This is a genomic window from Streptomyces sp. NP160, assembly GCF_006335115.1.
Lineage (GTDB): Bacteria > Actinomycetota > Actinomycetes > Actinomycetales > Quadrisphaeraceae > Quadrisphaera.
Genome location: NZ_VDMJ01000015.1, coordinates 227,493 through 244,409 on the forward strand (window position 1 = coordinate 227,493; position 16,917 = coordinate 244,409).

General features: G+C 75.8%; 18 protein-coding genes and 1 pseudogene. 12 read left to right on the forward strand and 7 right to left on the reverse strand.

Annotated features, from left to right (window positions below):
* Window positions 1-41 precede the first annotated feature (41 nt).
* Window positions 42-833 (forward strand): signal peptidase I, encoded by a 792-nt coding sequence (gene lepB / locus FHN55_RS10005; RefSeq protein WP_139712138.1) that lies wholly within the window; start codon window positions 42-44, stop codon window positions 831-833.
* 19 nt (window positions 834-852) lie between these two features.
* The gene (locus FHN55_RS10010; protein WP_139712139.1) at window positions 853-1,593 is read left to right on the forward strand and encodes a hypothetical protein; all 741 of its coding nucleotides are present in this window, start codon (window positions 853-855) and stop codon (window positions 1,591-1,593) included.
* Here FHN55_RS10010 and FHN55_RS10015 read toward each other — a convergent pair.
* Complete coding sequence (locus FHN55_RS10015; protein ID WP_257570842.1) at window positions 1,527-2,201, reverse strand: SDR family NAD(P)-dependent oxidoreductase; 675 nt, start codon at window positions 2,199-2,201, stop codon at window positions 1,527-1,529. The two genes, FHN55_RS10010 and FHN55_RS10015, sit on opposite strands and share 67 nt — an antisense overlap.
* 139 nt (window positions 2,202-2,340) lie before the next feature.
* Between FHN55_RS10015 and FHN55_RS10020 the strand changes: the two genes are divergently transcribed.
* The 3 genes from FHN55_RS10020 to FHN55_RS10030 are packed head-to-tail and all read left to right on the forward strand — an operon-like array spanning window position 2,341 to window position 5,338.
* Entirely contained in the window at window positions 2,341-2,730 is a 390-nt protein-coding gene (locus tag FHN55_RS10020) for an STAS domain-containing protein (protein ID WP_139712140.1), read from the forward strand.
* A 47-nt stretch (window positions 2,731-2,777) separates the two neighbouring features.
* Window positions 2,778-3,989 (forward strand): tRNA dihydrouridine synthase DusB, encoded by a 1,212-nt coding sequence (dusB, locus tag FHN55_RS10025; RefSeq protein ID WP_373995718.1) that lies wholly within the window; start codon window positions 2,778-2,780, stop codon window positions 3,987-3,989.
* Between the two features lie 2 nt (window positions 3,990-3,991).
* Complete coding sequence (locus FHN55_RS10030) at window positions 3,992-5,338, forward strand: deoxyguanosinetriphosphate triphosphohydrolase (protein ID WP_257570843.1); 1,347 nt, start codon at window positions 3,992-3,994, stop codon at window positions 5,336-5,338.
* A 291-nt stretch (window positions 5,339-5,629) separates the two neighbouring features.
* Here FHN55_RS10030 and cls read toward each other — a convergent pair whose 3' ends face one another.
* Window positions 5,630-7,174, reverse strand: coding sequence for a cardiolipin synthase (gene cls / locus FHN55_RS10035; RefSeq protein WP_218974522.1), 1,545 nt, complete (start codon window positions 7,172-7,174; stop codon window positions 5,630-5,632).
* A gap of 96 nt (window positions 7,175-7,270) precedes the next feature.
* On the opposite strand from cls, the gene dnaG reads away from it, so the two are divergent.
* The 4 genes from dnaG to FHN55_RS10055 all read left to right on the forward strand — a co-directional run bounded on the left by dnaG (window position 7,271) and on the right by FHN55_RS10055 (window position 10,601).
* Complete coding sequence (gene dnaG / locus FHN55_RS10040; protein WP_139712141.1) at window positions 7,271-9,181, forward strand: DNA primase; 1,911 nt, start codon at window positions 7,271-7,273, stop codon at window positions 9,179-9,181.
* A gap of 162 nt (window positions 9,182-9,343) precedes the next feature.
* Complete coding sequence (locus tag FHN55_RS10045) at window positions 9,344-9,682, forward strand: hypothetical protein (protein ID WP_139712142.1); 339 nt, start codon at window positions 9,344-9,346, stop codon at window positions 9,680-9,682.
* 60 nt (window positions 9,683-9,742) lie between these two features.
* Window positions 9,743-10,018, forward strand: a complete 276-nt coding sequence (locus FHN55_RS10050; protein WP_139712143.1) for a hypothetical protein — start codon at window positions 9,743-9,745, stop codon at window positions 10,016-10,018.
* 55 nt (window positions 10,019-10,073) lie between these two features.
* Window positions 10,074-10,601, forward strand: coding sequence for a mycothiol transferase (locus FHN55_RS10055; RefSeq protein ID WP_139712144.1), 528 nt, complete (start codon window positions 10,074-10,076; stop codon window positions 10,599-10,601).
* A gap of 122 nt (window positions 10,602-10,723) precedes the next feature.
* Here the strand turns inward: FHN55_RS10055 and FHN55_RS10060 are convergent, their stop codons facing one another.
* Genes FHN55_RS10060 through FHN55_RS10070 form a run of 3 tightly spaced genes read right to left on the reverse strand, consistent with a single transcriptional unit; the run spans window position 10,724 to window position 14,152 of the window.
* Window positions 10,724-10,927, reverse strand: coding sequence for a hypothetical protein (locus FHN55_RS10060; protein WP_139712145.1), 204 nt, complete (start codon window positions 10,925-10,927; stop codon window positions 10,724-10,726).
* A 36-nt stretch (window positions 10,928-10,963) separates the two neighbouring features.
* On the reverse strand, window positions 10,964-12,976 hold the full coding sequence (locus FHN55_RS10065) for a primary-amine oxidase (protein ID WP_139712146.1): 2,013 nt from the start codon (window positions 12,974-12,976) through the stop codon (window positions 10,964-10,966).
* A 9-nt stretch (window positions 12,977-12,985) separates the two neighbouring features.
* Window positions 12,986-14,152, reverse strand: a complete 1,167-nt coding sequence (locus FHN55_RS10070) for a hypothetical protein (protein WP_139712147.1) — start codon at window positions 14,150-14,152, stop codon at window positions 12,986-12,988.
* Between the two features lie 151 nt (window positions 14,153-14,303).
* Here FHN55_RS10070 and FHN55_RS10075 point away from each other — a divergent pair, with 151 nt between their 5' ends.
* Window positions 14,304-14,969, forward strand: coding sequence for a restriction endonuclease (locus tag FHN55_RS10075; protein WP_139712148.1), 666 nt, complete (start codon window positions 14,304-14,306; stop codon window positions 14,967-14,969).
* Between the two features lie 11 nt (window positions 14,970-14,980).
* A pseudogene (locus FHN55_RS24255) lies at window positions 14,981-15,109 on the forward strand (hypothetical protein); the annotation flags it as partial.
* A 232-nt stretch (window positions 15,110-15,341) separates the two neighbouring features.
* Here FHN55_RS24255 and FHN55_RS10085 read toward each other — a convergent pair.
* Together FHN55_RS10085 and FHN55_RS10090 are read right to left on the reverse strand one after the other, a co-directional pair.
* Window positions 15,342-15,977 carry a bifunctional 2-polyprenyl-6-hydroxyphenol methylase/3-demethylubiquinol 3-O-methyltransferase UbiG gene (locus tag FHN55_RS10085; protein ID WP_139712149.1) on the reverse strand — a complete coding sequence of 212 codons (636 nt, stop codon included), beginning with the start codon at window positions 15,975-15,977 and terminating at the stop codon, window positions 15,342-15,344.
* On the reverse strand, window positions 15,974-16,414 hold the full coding sequence (locus FHN55_RS10090) for a hypothetical protein (protein WP_139712150.1): 441 nt from the start codon (window positions 16,412-16,414) through the stop codon (window positions 15,974-15,976). The genes FHN55_RS10085 and FHN55_RS10090 overlap by 4 nt, the downstream gene beginning before the upstream one ends.
* Before the next feature lie 75 nt (window positions 16,415-16,489).
* Here FHN55_RS10090 and FHN55_RS10095 point away from each other — a divergent pair, with 75 nt between their 5' ends.
* On the forward strand, window positions 16,490-16,702 hold the full coding sequence (locus FHN55_RS10095; RefSeq protein ID WP_139712151.1) for a hypothetical protein: 213 nt from the start codon (window positions 16,490-16,492) through the stop codon (window positions 16,700-16,702).
* The last annotated feature ends 215 nt before the right edge of the window (window positions 16,703-16,917 follow it).

A 16,917-nucleotide genomic window follows, 5' to 3' on the forward strand; every position in this document is an offset into this window, starting at 1 on the left:
CTTCCAGCGCCGGGGAGGGGGCCGCGGGTGAGACTGGTCGTGTGGACCAGGACGAGGACGGCGGCCGGACGGCCACCGAGGCGCCGCTGCTGCGCCCGCGGCGTCCGCACCGGCGGCGGCGGCGGACCCTGGCGGCGCTGGGCGAGGCCGGGGTGGTCGTCGTCTCGGCGCTCGTGCTGTCGCTGCTGGTCACCACCTTCCTGGCGCGCCCCTTCTCCATCCCCAGCGCGTCGATGGAGCCGGCTCTGCTCGAGGGCGACCGCGTCCTCGCCACCCCGCTCGTGCCCGGACCGCTGCCGCTGCAGCGCGGCGACGTGGTGGTCTTCGCCGACCGGCGCGGGTGGCTCGGTGACGACGGGGACGGGGCCGGACCGGCCGCGGGGGAGGTGGGGGCGGCGCAGCGGGGGCCTGCGGGGCGCGCCGCCGTCGTCGTCCTGACCTGGCTGCGGGTGCTGCCCGACCCGGCGCAGGGACACCTGGTGAAGCGGGTCATCGGGCTGCCGGGGGACCGCGTGGTCTGCTGCGACGCGCAGGGGCGGGTCTCGGTGGACGGTGCGTCGCTGGACGAGCGGCCCTACCTGCCCCCGGGCGCGGTGACCACCCAGGTGCCCTTCGACGTGTCGGTGCCCGCGGGGGAGCTGTGGGTCATGGGCGACAACCGCGGTGACTCCCGTGACTCCCGCTACCACCAGGACGTGGCTAGCGGCCTCGTCGCGCAGGACGCGGTGGTGGGCCGTGCGGTGCTGCGGGTCTGGCCCCTGGACCGGGTCGGGTGGCTACCACGGCACGGCGAGGTCTTCGCCGCCGTGCCCGACCCGCCGCCCGCGGGCTGAGGGGGCGATGATCGCCGTCGTGGACGACGACCCTCCGCAGCTTCCGCCCACTCCCCGGCCGCCTCTGGACGCGCTGGACTTCCCCGTCGCGGTGCCCGCTGACCTGCCGCTCGCGGCCGTCGCGGTGGTGGGGTGGGGGCGGTCGGGCGGGCAGGACGGCGCGGTGCTGTGGGGGGACGTCGAGGTGGCCCCGCAGCTCCGCACGGACCAGGCGGAGGACGGCGAGCCGCAGTGGCGGCTGCAGACCAGGCCGCGGCGCGGGGTCCGCCCCGCCGGCCCGCCGGGAGCGGGGCTGCTCGTGGACCCGGACATCGCCACGCTCGCCGCAGACGCCGTGCACCGCCTGCTGAGCAGCCGCATCCCGCCGGGACTCGAAGCCCCGGAGGCGCAGCGACGGGTCCGCGCCTGCTGGCAGCGCTCCCAGGAGCTGCGCGTGGCCTTCCACCCGCTGCCGGCGGCCGGGGCCGAGTGGCAGCGCCGCGACGTCCTCGTCGACGGGCAGCGGTACGCGATGTGGGTGCACGAGGACGAGACCGGCTGGGCGGGGGCCGCTGACCTCGGTGCCGTCTACGCGGTGGCGACCGGTCTCGGTGGGGCGCCGGTCAGCTGGTCCTCCGGCTGCTGCCCCACCCGGAGGCCGTGGAGCTGCTCTCCCGGACCTGAGCGCGCGCGCTGGTCGCGGGGCGGCCGGCCTCAGGAGCCGCGGACCACGACGTCGGTGCTCCACGCACCGGCGGGCTCGGTGTGCAGCGCCCAGTAGCGCTCGGCGAGCAGGTCGGGGTCGAGGTCGGTCCCGGGCGCGATGACGCCGACCACCGTGACGCTGGCCACGTGCACGCCCTCGGGCGCCAGCTGGTCGTGCAGCACGGTGACGGCGGAGCGCAGCGCCGACTTGCCCAGCGTCAGCGAGGCGTGCTCCGGGTCGGGCACCAGCCCCGGGCCGCCGCCGGTGACCAGCAGCGTGCCCGCGCCCGCCCCCCGCATGGCGGGGGTGAAGACCTGGGCGGCGCTCACCGCGCCGACCACGTCCACGGCGAGGGCGTCGAGCAGGTACCGCGGGCTGCTGGCGAGCAGCTGGTCGGCCGCCACCAGGCCGACGTTGTAGACCACGACTCCCGCCGGCGTCCGTCGGGCGACGGCCTCCAGCGCCGCGCGGAAGCCGTCCGCGTCGGCCGCGTCGGCGACGGCCACCTCGACCTCGGCACCGGCGCTGCGCAGCTGGGCGGCCAGCTCCTCCAGGGCCTCGGCGCGCCGGGCGACCAGCACCACCGAGAAGCCCTCCCGTGCGAAGCGCCGGGCCACTGCCGCGCCCAGGCCCGGTCCAGCCCCGATGACGACGACGCGGCGGGGGTCCGGCTCGGTGGTCACCGCAGCAGTCTCGCCGTGCTGCTGCGACCGGGCGAGGCGTGCGGCCCCGGGGTGCTGAGCGGCGCCGGCGCTGGGATGATCGCAGCGGTCGACGGCCTGACCCACCACCACGAGGGCGGTCGGCCGCCGGGGGGTTGCGATGAGCATCACGACGAGCACCGCGAGCGAGACGGGCGACCTGCCCGGCGCCGACGACGTCGTCGTGGTGCGGGTCGAGGGCGACCTCGACATCCGCACCGCTCCTGAGCTGCGCGAGGTCCTGCGGCGCCTGCTGCGGCCCACCGGCACCGCGGGAGCGCAGCACGTGGTGGTCGACCTGCGCGCCGCGACGTTCATGGACTCCTACGCCCTCGGCGTGCTGGTCCAGGGGTACAAGCTGTCCCGCGCGCACCGCCGCACCTTCGAGCTGGTCTCCACCGGGCCGGGGGTGGCCACCCTCTTCCGCGTCACCGGGATGCAGCACGTGATGCCCCTGCACCCCGACGTCGCGTCCGCGCTCCACGAGCGGCGCACCGCCCGCGTCGGCTGAGCCGCGGGTGGGCCCCGTCCCGCGTCCCGGTGCGGGAGGATGGGGGCGTGAGCACCGCACTCGACGCACCCCGGCTGGCCGGTGAGCCGGCCGCGTCCCTGCTGCCGCCGCTGCGCTTCGGGCAGCACGTCGTCGACGTCCCCGTGGTCCTCGCGCCGATGGCCGGGGTGACCAACGCCCCCTTCCGCAGCCTGTGCCGCGAGCACGGCGCGGGCGTCTACGTCTCGGAGATGGTGACCAGCCGGGCGCTGGTGGAGCGCACCCCCGAGAGCCTGCGGCTGGTGCAGCACGAGCCGGGCGCCTCGCCCCGCAGCGTGCAGCTGTACGGCGTCGACCCCACGACCGTGGGGGCTGCGGTGCGGATGCTCGTCGCCGAGGACCTCGCCGACCACGTCGACCTCAACTTCGGCTGCCCGGTGCCCAAGGTGACGCGGCGCGGCGGCGGCTCGGCGCTGCCGTGGAAGAGCGACCTGTTCCGCGACGTGGTGAGGGCCGCGGTGCGCGCCGCGCAGACCTCCGCCGGCCCGGACGTGCCGGTCACGGTCAAGATGCGCAAGGGCATCGACCACGACCACCTGACGTACCTCGACGCCGGCCGCACCGCCGAGGCCGAGGGGGCTGCGTGGGTGGCGCTGCACGGCCGCACCGCCGCCGACGGGTACGCCGGCACCGCGGACTGGGAGGCGATCGCCAGGCTCAAGGAGGCGGTGAGGACCGTCCCGGTGCTGGGCAACGGCGACGTCTGGTCCGCCGAGGACGCCGTGCGCATGGTCGAGCGCAGCGGCTGCGACGGCGTGGTGGTGGGCCGCGGCTGCCTGGGACGGCCCTGGCTCTTCGCCGACCTCGCCGCCGCGATGCGCGGAGAGCCCCAGCGGGTGCGCCCCGGCCTGCGCTTCGTGGCCGAGACGCTGCGCCGCCACGCCGAGCTGCTCGTGGAGCACTTCGGCGACGAGCTGCGCGGCTGCCGCGAGATCCGCAAGCACGTCGCGTGGTACCTCAAGGGGTACGTGGTGGGCGGCCACCTGCGGGCGCAGCTGGGCCTGGTCGACTCCCTCGCCGCGCTCGACGCGCTCATCGACACCCTCGACCTCGACCAGCCGCACCCCGGCGAGGCCGCCGAGGGCTCCCGTGGACGCACCTCCCCGGCCCCGCGGGTGGTGCTCCCCGAGGGCTGGCTGGACTCCCGCGAGCTGGACGGGGCCGCCCTCGACGTGGTGCGCGCCGGAGAGCTCGACCCCGCCGCGACGGCGGGCGGGTAGGCGTGAGCAGCTCCCGGGGCAGGGGTGCGGACCCGCGGCAGGTGCAGCGGGGGGCGCACTGCGAGGTCGACGGCGAGGCCAGCGGCTACGGGGAGCACGCCCGCGCCCGCTGGGCCCCCGAGGCGCCGAAGAGCTACAAGCGCAGCGCCTTCGCCCGCGACCGCGCCCGCGTGCTGCACTCCTCGGCGCTGCGCCGCCTGGGCGCGAAGACGCAGGTGGTGGGCCCGGGCTCGGACGACTTCGCCCGCACCCGCCTGACGCACTCCCTCGAGGTGGCGCAGGTCGGGCGCGAGCTGGGCGGGGCCCTGGGCTGCGACCCCGACGTCGTCGACACCGCCTGCCTGTCCCACGACCTGGGCCACCCGCCGTTCGGCCACAACGGGGAGTCGGCGCTGGCGCAGCTCACCGCGGCCATCGGCGGCTTCGAGGGCAACGCGCAGACGCTGAGGCTGCTGACCCGGCTGGAGCCCAAGACCCGCTTCCCGGACGCCGAGGGCGGCGGGCCCGCCGGGCTCAACCTCACCCGCGCCAGCCTCGACGCGACCACCAAGTACCCCTGGCACTCGGGGGACGACCCGCGCGGGGTGACCCGCAAGTTCGGCGTCTACGCCGGCAGCTCCGCCGCCGGTGGCGACGGCGACGACGACGTGTTCGCGTGGCTGCGCGAGGGCGCGCCCGACCGCCGCCGCTGCATCGAGGCGCAGGTCATGGACCTGTCCGACGACGTCGCCTACTGCGTGCACGACATGGAGGACGCGGTCGTCGCCGGCCGCCTCGACCTGCGCGCGCTGGCCTCCCGCGACGAGCGCGGCCACATCGCCGACGCCGTGCGCGCCTGGCACCTGCCCGACGCCGCCGACGTCGAGGTGGACGCCGCCCTCGACAGGCTGCTGGCCACGCCGTACTGGGTGGACGGCTACGACGGCTCGTGGGCGGCGCTCGCGGCGCTGAAGGACACCACGAGCCAGCTCATCGGCAGGTTCTGCGCGGCCGCCGAGCACGCCACCCGCGAGGTCGCGGGACCCGGCCCGCTGACCCGCTACGCCGCGGACCTCGTGGTGCCCCGCGCCACCGAGGTGGAGATCGCCGTCCTCAAGGGCGTCGCCGCGGCGTACGTCCTCACCAACCGCGACAAGGCCTCCACCTACGCCGAGGAGCGCCAGGTGGTCACCGACCTGGTCCGCGCGCTGCTCGAGACCCCGCACGTCATGGAGCCGCCGTTCGCCGCCTGGCACGCGCAGGCCGACGACGACGCCGGCCGCCTGCGCGCCGTCGTCGACCAGGTCGCCTCGCTGACCGACACGAGCGCCCTGGCCTGGCACGCCCGCCTGGTGATGACCTACCCCTGACCCGGGCACCGCGGGGGACGGTCCCGGCGGAGGAGGAGTCGCCCGGCGGAGCGGTGCGGCGTCGTCGACGATCAAGGACGCGAGCGCCGCGTCCCGGCTCCCGAACCAGGTCGACACGTCCTGCCGAGGACGCCGCCGGTGGAGCTCCCGGATCGGCGTTCGACCGGCCGGTGAGGCGTGCGGACCCGGCGGGCCGCCGAGCTGGGCCTCCTCGCCGATGACGCCTCGCCCCGGGCGCTCTCGGGTGCCGGGTGCCGGGTGCCCGGTGGACACCGCGCCGGTGCAAGACCGCTACTGCAGGGCGGAGGTCAGGCGGCAGACGTTGTCGAAGAGCTTGCTGCGCCACGGCCGCTGCAGCCAGTCGCTGAGCAGCAGCTCGCGGCTGACGGCGCGGTAGCCGTCCTCCACCTCGCGCAGGTCGTCCACGAAGGAGCGGCCGCGCACCATGACGGAGATCTCCAGGTTGAGGCTGAAGGACCGGATGTCCATGTTGGACGAGCCGACCACGGCGACGTCGTCGTCGATCGTGACGTGCTTGGCGTGGAGGATGTACGGCGCCGGGTACAGGAAGATGCGCACCCCGGCCCGCAGCAGCGCCTCGTAGTAGGAGCGCTGCGCGTGGAAGACCAGCCACTGGTCGCCCACCTCGGAGACGAACAGGTCCACCTGCAGGCCGCGCTCGGCGGCGGTGGTCACCGCGTACAGCAGCGAGTCGTCAGGGACGAAGTACGGGCTGGTGATGATGACGCGCTCCTGGGCGTAGTACATGAGCGCGTTGAAGAGCTTGAGGTTGTTCTCGCCGTCGAACCCGGGGCCGGAGGGCACCACCTGGCAGTCGAGCAGGCCCGGCCGCCCGGCCGCCACCACGGGGGCCGCGTCGGCGGTGCCGCCCTCCAGGGGGGCGGGGACCGCCGCCTCGGCCTCCGCCTCCAGCAGCTCGTCGGTCTCGGAGTACCAGTCGGTGATGAACAGGGCGTTGATCTCGGCGACCACGGGCCCCTCGAAGCGGACCATGACGTCCTGCCAGGCGAGGTTCCGGCGGCCGTAGCGCTTCTTGTGGTAGCCGCGGTCCACGGCGTTCTGGCTGCCGGTGAAGGCGACCAGGCCGTCGACCACGAGGATCTTGCGGTGGTTGCGCAGGTCGGGCCGCTGGAGCTTCCCCCGCAGCGGCTGCACCGGGAGCATCTCGTGCCACAGGGCGCCGAGGTCGTCGAGGGCGCGCAGCGTGCGGTGGTAGCCGGGCGTACGCAGCGAGGCGACGTGGTCGAGCAGCACCCGCACGGTGACCCCGCGCTGCACGGCCCGCTCCATGGCGTCGAAGAGCGGGCGCGTCGCGTCGTCGAGGTTGAGGATGTAGAACTCCACGTGCACGAAGCGCTGCGCGGCGTCGACCTCCTCGGCCAGCTGCAGCAGCACCTTGTCGTAGTCGGTGGAGACGGTCGCGGCGTTGCGGGTGACCAGCGGCATGGCGCCCGCGTGGCGGTTGAGGCGCACCAGGGAGGCCAGCCACGGGGGCCAGGGGTCGTCCTCGCGCATGAGGTCCATGCCCTCGGTGCGCGTCATGATCATCTTGTTGATGGTCCGCTGCTTCTGCCGCCGGGTCCGCGGCAGCTTGGGGGAGCCGATCAGCAGGAACGCCGCGATGCCCAGGTAGGGCAGGAAGAAGATCGCCAGCAGCCACGCCATCGCCGAGGAGGGGCGCCGGTTGGTGGGGACGACGGCGACGGCGACCACGCGGATGACGGCGTCGACGGCGATGAGGGCCACGCTGAGCCAGATCGGCAGGGTGGGGACGAGCGACGGCAGGTCGCCCAGCCACTCCAGCAGGTCCGTCACCTGCCGAGCGTAGGTCTCCGGGGTCCCGGGTGACCGCTGTGCACAGGGCGGCGTCGCCCGACCGGCGGCGCGGGCGGAGCCACCTAGACTCCTGGGGTGGCGGGGAAGATCCGGCGCGAGGACGTCGACGCCGTCCGCGAGCGGGTGCGGATCGATGAGGTGGTCGGCGAGCAGGTCGTGCTCAAGTCCGCCGGTGTCGGCTCCCTCAAGGGCCTGTGCCCCTTCCACGACGAGCGCACGCCGTCCTTCACCGTCCGCCTCTCGACCGGCAGGTACCGGTGCTTCGGGTGCCAGGAGAGCGGCGACGTCTTCGACTTCCTCGTCAAGACCACCGGTGTCACCTTCGTCGAGGCCGTCGAGACGATGGCCGGCCGCGCCGGGATCACCCTGCGCTACGAGGACGGCGGCGGCGCCCGTCCCATCCAGGACGTCGGCAAGCGCCAGCGCCTCCTCGACGCCCACCGGGTGGCGGCGGAGTTCTACGCCGAGCGCCTCTTCTCGCCCGAGGCGCAGGTGGGCCGGCAGTTCCTCTCCGAGCGCGGCTTCGACAGGGCCGCCGCCGAGCAGTTCGGCGTCGGCTACGCCCCCACCGGCTGGGGAGCCCTGACCGACCACCTGCGGGGGAAGGGCTTCACCACCGAGGAGCTCGTGACCGGCGGCCTGGCGGCCCAGGGCCAGCGCGGCCCGTACGACAGGTTCCGCGGCCGGCTGGTCTGGCCCATCCGCGACGTCACCGGCGCCCCCATCGGCTTCGGCGCCCGGCGCCTCACCGAGGACGACTCCGGCCCCAAGTACCTCAACACCCCCGAGACCCCGCTGTACCGCAAGTCGCACGTGCTCTACGGCCTCGACCTGGCCAAGAAGGAGATCGGCCGGCGCAAGCAGGTGGTGGTGGTCGAGGGGTACACCGACGTCATGGCCTGCCACCTCGCGGGGGTGCCGACGGCGGTGGCCACGTGCGGCACGGCCTTCGGCTCGGACCACGTGGGGATCGTCCGGCGCATGCTCGGAGACGACGACGGCGCCGGCCAGGTGGTCTTCACCTTCGACGGCGACGCCGCCGGCCAGAAGGCGGCGCTCAAGGCGTTCGAGCACGACCAGGAGTTCGTCGCCGCCACCTACGTGGCGGTGGAGCCGCGCGGCATGGACCCGTGCGACCTGCGCATCGCCGACGGTGACGAGGCGGTGGTGGCCCTCGTCGAGGCCAAGCGGCCGATGTTCGAGTTCGCCATCCGCTCGGTGCTCGCCGGGTGGGACCTCGAGACCGCCGAGGGACGCGTCAAGGCGCTCGCAGCTGCCGCCCCGGTGGTGGCCGGCATCAAGGACCGCCAGCTGCGCGACGAGCACACCCGCCAGCTGGCGCGGATGCTCGGCATGGACCTGGGGGCGGTGCAGCGGGCGGTGGGCAGCGAGGTGCCGCGCGTGGCCCGCGGCGCCTCGGGGCGACCGGGCCAGGGCGGCGGCACCCAGCACGGCCAGCGCGGCGGTCAGCGCGGCGCCGGCAGGCCGGGGGAGCGCGACGCCGTCGCCGACGCCGAGCGGCAGCTGCTGGCGCTCGTGGTGCAGGCGCCCTCGTCCGTGCCCGACGCCTTCGACGCCCTCCCCGACGACGCCTTCGTGCTCGCCCCCTCCCGCGCCGTCCACGAGGCCGTGCGCAAGGCCGGCGGGGTGGCGGCTGGCCGTGCCGCCGGGGTGTCCTGGGTCGACCACGTCATGGATGCCTGCGCGGACGGCACGGCCGACCAGGTCCGCCCGCTGCTGGGGGCGCTCGCCGTGGTGCCGCTCCCGGTGGACTCCGAGGAGGGCCTCGCGCGCCTGGCGGCGGGCCTGCTGGGCGGCGTGCGCCTGCGCGAGCTGGCCCGCCGCGAGGCCGACCTCAAGGGCCGGGCGCAGCGGCTGGAGTCGGCGGGGGAGCACGAGGCCGCGGCCGAGGCCTACGCCCAGCTCTTCGCCCTCGCCTCGGAGCGCCAGAGGATGCGGGCCGAGGCCTCCGAGGGCGGCGCCTGACACCGCCGCAGCGCGGTGACGCGCCCAGTGGCCACCCTGGGTCGTCTCCCCGTGACGCCGTGTGGTTGGATGATCTCGACTGGACGTCACGCTACGCACCTGACGAGTGGCGCAGCGTGTCGTTGCCCGGTTCGTCGGTGCCTCGCGCGTACCGTTCACGAGGTGATCGCAGCGCCGCGCCCCACACCCGGTCCCCTCCCCGGCGACCTGTACCTCGACCCTGCGGTCCCCGATTGCGAGCGGGTCACCATCAGCCGCAACGGCTGGTCGGCGCAGGCGTCGCACGTGTGGACCGGCGTGGGGTGGACCCGCCTGGTGCCGGGCGTCGTCCACGACGTGCCCGCGCACCCCGAGGTGACCCTGCCCGGTGCCCGCTCCGTGCCCGCGCCCAGGTCGGTGGCGGCCGCCGAGGGTCTCGACCGCTGGCGTCGCCGCCGCGCCTCCCTCCCGCAGGGCGCCCCCGCCCCGGCGGCGTCACGCAGCGTCGCCGACGCCAGCTGAGGCACCACCGGATCGAACACCCGTTCGCTGGCGAGCGGTCCGTGGTGCCATCCTGGTGGGGTGGCAGGCGGCAGCAACCGGGCGAGCACCGGCCTCCCCGCCTGGCTCGTCGCCGCCAACGAGAGCACCCGCCTGGCCGCTGAGGAGGCGCTCGCCCAGCGCCGCCCGCAGCGCCGCGTGCACTGCTGGGTCCACGCGACCGGGGCCGACCACCCTGGCCTGGTGCTGGAGTGGCGCCGCGAGGGCGCGGGGTGGATGGCCCGCGTCGTGTGGACCACCGGCGGCGGCGACCTCGTCTGCACCTGGCTCGACGCCGAGCAGATCGAGCCCGTCTGAGTCCCGCACCGCCGCAGCGGGCGTGGGGGACCGCCGCAGCGGGTACGGGCGGGCCGTGGACGCGACGCAGGTGCTGCAGGACGGGCTCGACCAGGTGCGCGACGTCGTCGCGGCGGCGCTGGACGGCCTCACCGACGAGGAGCTGGTGACGCCGCTGGAGCCGGGCACCAACACGGTCGCCTGGCTGGTCTGGCACCTGGCGCGGGTCCAGGACGACCACGTGGCCCACGTCGCCGGCACCGACCAGGTCTGGACGACGCCCGCGGGCGGTGACAGCGGCACCACCTGGGCCCGCCGCTTCGACCTGCCGCTGGACGACGCGGAGATCGGCTACGGCTTCGACGAGCAGCAGGTGCTCGCCGTCCGGGCACCGGCGCACCTGCTGCGCGGCTACCTCGACGCGGTGCACGAGCGCAGCACCGCCTACCTGTCGGGGCTGTCACCGGCCGACCTCGACCGCGTCGTCGACACCTCGTGGGACCCGCCGGTGACGCTCGGCGTCCGCCTGACCAGCGTCCTTGGGGACGACCTCATGCACGCCGGCCAGGCCGCCTACGCCGCTGGCGTGCTCAGCCGCCGGTAGGGACGACCCACTCCCTGCCGTGATCATGGACTTCCCGAACAGTGCTCGAGGCACTGTTCGGCAGGTCCGTGATCACGACCGGAAGGCGCTTCGGAAGTCCATGACCACGGTGGGGTGGAGGATCAGCCCTTGGTGAAGACCCAGGTCTGGGGGTGTCCCTCGGAGTCGAACCCGACCGAGTGCAGGTGGTAGCCGGTGCGGCGGCAGAAGTGCGTCACCCCGGTGCCCTGCGGGTCGAGGGCGCCGGAGTGCGCAGCGTCGCGCAGGGCGTCCTCGGTCTCCGCCGCCATCTGCTGGCGGTTCTTCACCACGATCTGCTGGGCCATGGTCGGACATCGGCGCGACGCCGTGCCGGCTTGAGCTCAGGCGTGGCAGTGCCCCCCGTCTGCACCAGCGCCGTGCCCCCTCGGCGGTGCGACGTCGAGGGTGGGGTTCCTGTCGAAGAAGCCCGACGGCGTCAGGGAGAAGCCCACCGGGTCGCAGGGCATGACCGGCCAGTCCTCGGGGCGCGGCACGTGGTGGATCCCGAACACGTGCCACAGCACCACGTCGGTGGACTCCAGCGGCTCGTCGTCGGACACCCACCGGGACATGCCGGTGTCCTCGGCGGACTGCGTGGGGTTGTCGCCCGCGGGCCACAGCTCGTCGTCGTGGTGGCGGGTCACCCACACCGGGTTCCCGATGACGGGCGCTCGCCGGAACTGCGGCGCCTCGGGGTCGAAGAGGGCCGGGATCGCCGACGGCGTGTGGAGCGCGTACGCCACCGGGGCCCCGTGGGCGTTGCGGCGCTGGGGGTTGGTGACCTTCCACGTGCGGGCCGCGGCGGCGTTCGTGCTGCGGGCGGACTCGGCCTCGGAGCGCACCGGCGTCGTCCGGGTCGTCACGGCGAGTCCGTAGGGGTTGCCGGGGCCGACGGGCTCGGCCACCGAGTCGACCTCCACCACGGTGTTGGTGGGCGCAGCGCCGGGCGTCGACAGGTCCCTGTCGACGTCGAGGTCGAGCCTCGCCACGATGAAGTGCTGGTGGTTGGGCGCGTAGGTGCGCTCGTCCACGAGCACCCCGGTCGCCGGCGTCGCCTCACCGGGCGGAAGGGGGGTGGTGACCATGATGCCCGTGGCGCGCACCTCGCAGCTGACCGCGCCGTCCTGGTGGAGGCGCCAGTAGACGAGGTACTCGTAGTTGGCCACCGTCGCGTGGAACGAGATGACCATCACCCGCGCGCGGCGCACCGCGGCGCGGCCGCTGGCGTCGACGTGCTTCCACAGCACGCCGTCGTCCTCCTCGTGCAGGCAGATCGCGTTGGTCACCGTGTACGGCTCGCCGCGGGAGTCGGTGAGCACCGCGTCGAGGTAGCGGATCTCGCCCAGGCAGTCGCACCCCAGCTCCAGCGAGGTGGTCATGTAGCCCAGGCCCCACTCGCCGATGTCGTAGGCGGTGCGGCGGTAGTGGTCGAACGAGGGGTCGCGGTAGGGGACGACCATCTCGGCGAAGGAGAGCCGGTGGCCGACCGTGCGCCGCTGCTCGCCGTCCACCCAGTCGAGCTGGTGCAGGACGAGGCCCTCACGCGGGGTGAAGCCCAGGCGCACCTGCCAGCGGTCCCAGGTCAGCAGCCCGTCGACCACGGAGAAGCCGGGCCCGTCGGGCTGGGTGATGTCGAGCGGCGCCAGGGGCTCGCGGACGGTGAAGCCCGGCAGGACCGCCGGCAGCAGGTCCGCCTCGTACTCGCCGACGACGGCGGGTGAGGCGTCCACCGCACCGACCGCACGACGCGCCTCGTCGTCGTCCTCGTCGACCGCGAGCAGCTCGAAGGTGTTCATGTCGAGCACGAACTTCAGCCCGCTCACCGGGTGCGCGTAGGGCGAGCCGCTCGGCGTCTCGCGGCGCCACACGTCGGCCCACCCCAGGCGCCGGTCGCGCCACTGCTCGGGCATCACCTCGCGCCCGTAGGTCCAGGTGTCGAGGAGCACGAGGTCGAGGTCGGTGAGCCCGCGGGCCGCGAGCGCCTCGCGCACGCGGGGGTGGGCCTTGAGCGCCTCCTCGGCCTCGTGCCACTCGTCCACGGTGAAGTTGGGGACCTCGTCGGGCAGGTGCCGCCACTCGACCACGGCCTCGGCGCCGTCGCGGGCCAGGTCGGATACGGCCGTGTACGTGCGGTTGTCGGCGCGGTCCCACAGCACCGATCGGGTGCGGCGCGGCACCGGGTCGCCCTCGCGCCAGGCCAGCAGCTCCGCCTTGGGCGGCTCGGCGAGCGCGACCGACGCGAAGCGCATCGTCTCGGCCAGGTGGCCGCTGGCGGCGAGCAGCTCGCGGCTGCGGGTCAGCTCCGCAGCGCTCAGGGGCACCAGGGGGTGGCTCGGCGGCGGCGGAGTGCTCACGGGCGCACCCTAGGACGCCCCGGCAGCGGCTCCCAGCCCCGGGAGGTGGACGGGGAACACCCAGCGCCGTCCCGGGTGCTCGCTCGCGCCCCACAGCACCGAGCGGGGGTCGGTGGGATCGGCGGGGTCCAGGTCCTCGCAGCCCGGGGGCAGTGCGCCCCGGTGGGTGGCCCAGGCGCCGGGAGCGCCCACGTGCAGGTCGCCGCACCGGTCGTGGCCGGCGCTCGCGGACAGCACCCACGTCGGCCCGGGCTGCCCGGGCTGCCCGGGCTGCCCGGGCTGCCCGGGCACCAGCGCCACGCCCTGCATCCGCGGCGGCTGTCCCGGGTGCACGGCCAGGGGCTCGCCCAGGGGCAGTCCGGTGGCCTCGTCGAGGCGGTGCACCAGCAGGCGCGGCGCCCCGCCGGGGCCTCGCTGGCCGGCGCGCCGGTACTCCCCGCTGACCAGCACCGCGGTGCCGTCCGCCAGGGCGCCCGCGCCGGTGAAGGAGAAGCGGAAGCGCGCCGCCCCCAGGCCGGCCCCGAGCAGCGGCGTGCGCACCGCGCGCCGCTGGGGCAGCACCCACGGTGCCGCGGCCCGGGCGGGGGAGCGGTGGAGGTCGTCGAGGGCGAAGACCCGCAGCCCCAGCAGGGTGTCCGCCACCAGCAGGAGCCGGCCCTCGGACGGGGAGGTGACCACGGCCAGGCCCCCGGCGTGCACGGGCACCGCTCCGAGCGGTCGCCACCACGCCAGCGGCCGCCGGTGGCCGACCACCAGCTCGACGTGCGCGTAGCGGGGCGCTCCGGGGTCGGACCTGTCGACCACGCTCAGGCGCGACCGCGGCACACGACGGCGCCACCAGGGCCCGCTGGCCCGCTCGTACCAGCCGACCAGCAGCACCCGGCCCCCGTCGACCGCCGCGACGCCCTGGGGCCACCAGGCCGGGTCGTGCGCGTCGGCCTGCGTCCAGGTGAGGCCGTCGCCGGTGAGGTCGCCGGGCAGCTCGTCCCCCGGGACGGTGCGCGCGGCGGCGCCGCCGCCGGAGCGCAGGTGCCCCAGCAGGCCGTCCAGCCCCTCGGCGTCCGCGGGGGAGCGGGGGCGGCGGGGCCGGGTGGCGCGCAGCGCCGCGCGGGCGGCGTGCGCCGGGGTCGGGCCGGCGGCGCCGGTGTCGTCGGTGTCGTCGGCAGCGGGGACCACGGCCTCCAGCCTGCTCGCCGTGGACGAGGGTCGCCCGCCCGGACGCCCGGACGCCCGGGCCACCCGGCAGGGCGGTGGAGTCGTCTGCCGATCGGGGGCCACGACGGCGTGGCCGCCGTGGCGGCGGCGCGGGGACGGTCAGGCTCCTCCCGTGCCGACGGTCGAGCAGGGGTCTTCGGGGCGCGGTGACCGCGCCTGGTGGACCCTGCCCGCCGGGCTGGTGCTGCTCGCCGTGGCGGCCTTCCTGGGGCGCGACGCCGTGGCGCACGCGTGGCACTGGCTGGGCTGGTGGCACTGGGTGGTGCTCCCGATGCTCCTGGCGCTGGTGGGGGTCTGCGCCGCCCTCCTGCGGCCGCCGCCCACGCCCGCCGAGCTCGACGCCGAGGCCAGGCGGCAGCTGGAGGAGGCCCGGGCCGCCGTGCGGACCGAGGCCGAGGCGCTCCCGGACCTGACACCGCAGCAGTTCGTGCTCCTGGTCAGCCGCACGCTGCGCCGGGACGGGTGGACCGACGCGCACGTCGACCCGCGCGACCCGTCCGGGATGCTCGTGGTGGCCCGCCGCGGCGGGTCGAGCCTGCTGGTCCGGTGCCACCACGACCCGGTCAAGCGGGTGGTGCCCGTGGAGGTGGCCGAGCTGGTCGGTGCCCGGGCGTCCTACCCGGGCGCCATCACCGTCATCGCCACCAGCACGGACTTCGCCGTGAACGCGCTCGTCTCCGCCCGTGACTTCGGTGTGGTGCCCATGGACGGCGAGGACGTCAGCCGCTGGCTCGCGCTGGGCGCGTCCGCCTGGCCCGCGACGGCCTCGGCCGACTGACCCCTCGGAGTGTGACGCTGAGCGACGTCGCTCTGCGTCCTGCTCGCTTCCACCGGGTTTTCAACGGCACCAGCTGGACCGTCCGCACCGGGGTCGCCTCGGCCGACGGGGTCTCCTTCGAGTCCGTGGACTGGCCCGGCCACTACCTGTCGGCGCCGGCCGGCGGTGGCGCCGTGACCATGGCGCGGGACGACCGAGGTGCTCCGGCACGCCGGCTTCCAGTTCTACGCGCAGCAGGCCGACGCCAGCGACCTCGGCAAGGCCGACTCCACCTCCACGGTCAGCACGGGGCTCCCGCCCGCGCCGCGCCAGTGACCTCCCGGCGCTGACGCTCCACCGACGCCCGCCCCGATCTCCGGACCCGGGCGGGCGTCACTGGGTCCGGAGCACCAGCACCGCGTAGCCGTCGCCACCGGTCAGCGGGTCGCCGCCCCACGTCGACCACTGCTGCCGCGGCTCCAGCCCCGCCACCCCGAAGACCTCCAGGACGACGGCGAGGGGCACGGCGTCGCAGCCCTCGGGCAGGTGGTCGGCGTCCAGCCCGAAGCCGGCCACGAGCAGCCCGCCCGGCCGCAGCAGCTGCGCGCACCGCTGCGCGGCGCTGGCCAGCGAGCCCGCCAGGAACGGCACGACGTTCCCGGCCAGCAGCACCGCGTCGAAGCACCCACCGGTCTCCCGGGGCTCGAGCTCGGCCAGGTCCGCCACCAGCCACGGGAGGTCGGGGTGCTCGCGGCGCGCGACCTCCACCATCGCCGCGTCGGCGTCGCAGCCGACCACGTCGTAGCCAGCTTCCGACAGCCGCGCGGCCACGCGCCCGGTGCCGCAGCCGGCGTCGAGCACCCGCGCGGGGGGCAGCAGGAGGCGCTGCACGCACCGCGCCTCGCCGTCGACGTCCTGCCCGTCCGCCGCCAGCGCCCGGAAGCGCTCGGCGTAGGCGTCGGCGTAGCCCGGTCCGTGCTGCGCCGTGGCGACCCGCCGCCACAGCGCCGCGGCGTCCGCCGCTGTCATCGAGCTCCCTCCGGCCGCGGCGACGGCCGCCCGCGCTGGTGCGGGGCCAGGGCCAGCTGGCCGGTCTCTTCGCCGCACCGGTGCTGGGAGAGCAGCGCGAGCCTCACCGCGCCAGCCTCCCAGCCGAGGGGCTTGCTGCGGGAGCGGGACGAGCGGATGATCACGCTGGTGCGCTCGACGGGCTTCCACGGGACCGGCAGCGGCGACGAGCCGACCCGCGAGCAGCGCGAGCGCACCGAGCGCTGGGTCCGGCGACGCCAGGAGCCGGAGAACGAGGTGCCGGTGCCGGTGGCTCTGCCGCCCGCGGTGGTCCGGACCGACGAGGTCGCGGTGGTGCTCAGCGGCTTCCAGGCGTCCAGCAGCGGCTTCGCCTTCGTGCTGACGGTGCTCCTGCGCCACGACCCCGGCCACCGCAGCGACGTCTTCGGCCAGATCACCGGTCACGCACCGTGGGGCGAGGCGCTCCTGCTGGGCTTGGAGGTGGCGGGCGCCGCTACGACCAGCGCTACTGGGTGGCGCCGCTGCCGCCGCCGGGCCCGGTGCGCTTCGTGGTCCGGTGGGACGCGCAGGGCGTGCCCGAGGCCACCGCTGAGGTGGACGGTGCCGCCATCGCCCGTGCGGGCGCCGGGGCCGAGGAGCTCTGGCCGTGGGAGCCGGCGCCCGAGCAGCCCTGGGACCCGCCCGCGCCCGACCTCCCCGACGACGGGTGGTTCTCCCGGGGCTGACCTGGCGCGGCCATGACGCGACCCCCCCGGCCGCCTGGCTCCTGGAGAGCAGGTGCGCGGCACGGCGGCACGGGGCGAGGGTGCCGGGGTGCTGGCCGTGCACGACGCCGACGAGCGGGGGTGCCCAGCGGCGCCGCGGGGGCCGCCGGCTCCGCGGCGTCGTCGGGGCGCTGCTCGCCACCTGCGGGATGACGGCCCGCTGACGAACACCCGTC

Excerpts from the sequence above, each read along its gene's own strand:
- FHN55_RS10085 (WP_139712149.1), bottom strand. The coding sequence starts at position 15,977 with ATGACAGCGGCGGACGCCGCGGCGCTGTGGCGGCGGGTCGCCACGGCG.
- FHN55_RS10060 (WP_139712145.1), bottom strand. The coding sequence starts at position 10,927 with ATGGCCCAGCAGATCGTGGTGAAGAACCGCCAGCAGATGGCGGCGGAG.
- FHN55_RS10020 (WP_139712140.1), top strand. The coding sequence starts at position 2,341 with ATGAGCATCACGACGAGCACCGCGAGCGAGACGGGCGACCTGCCCGGC.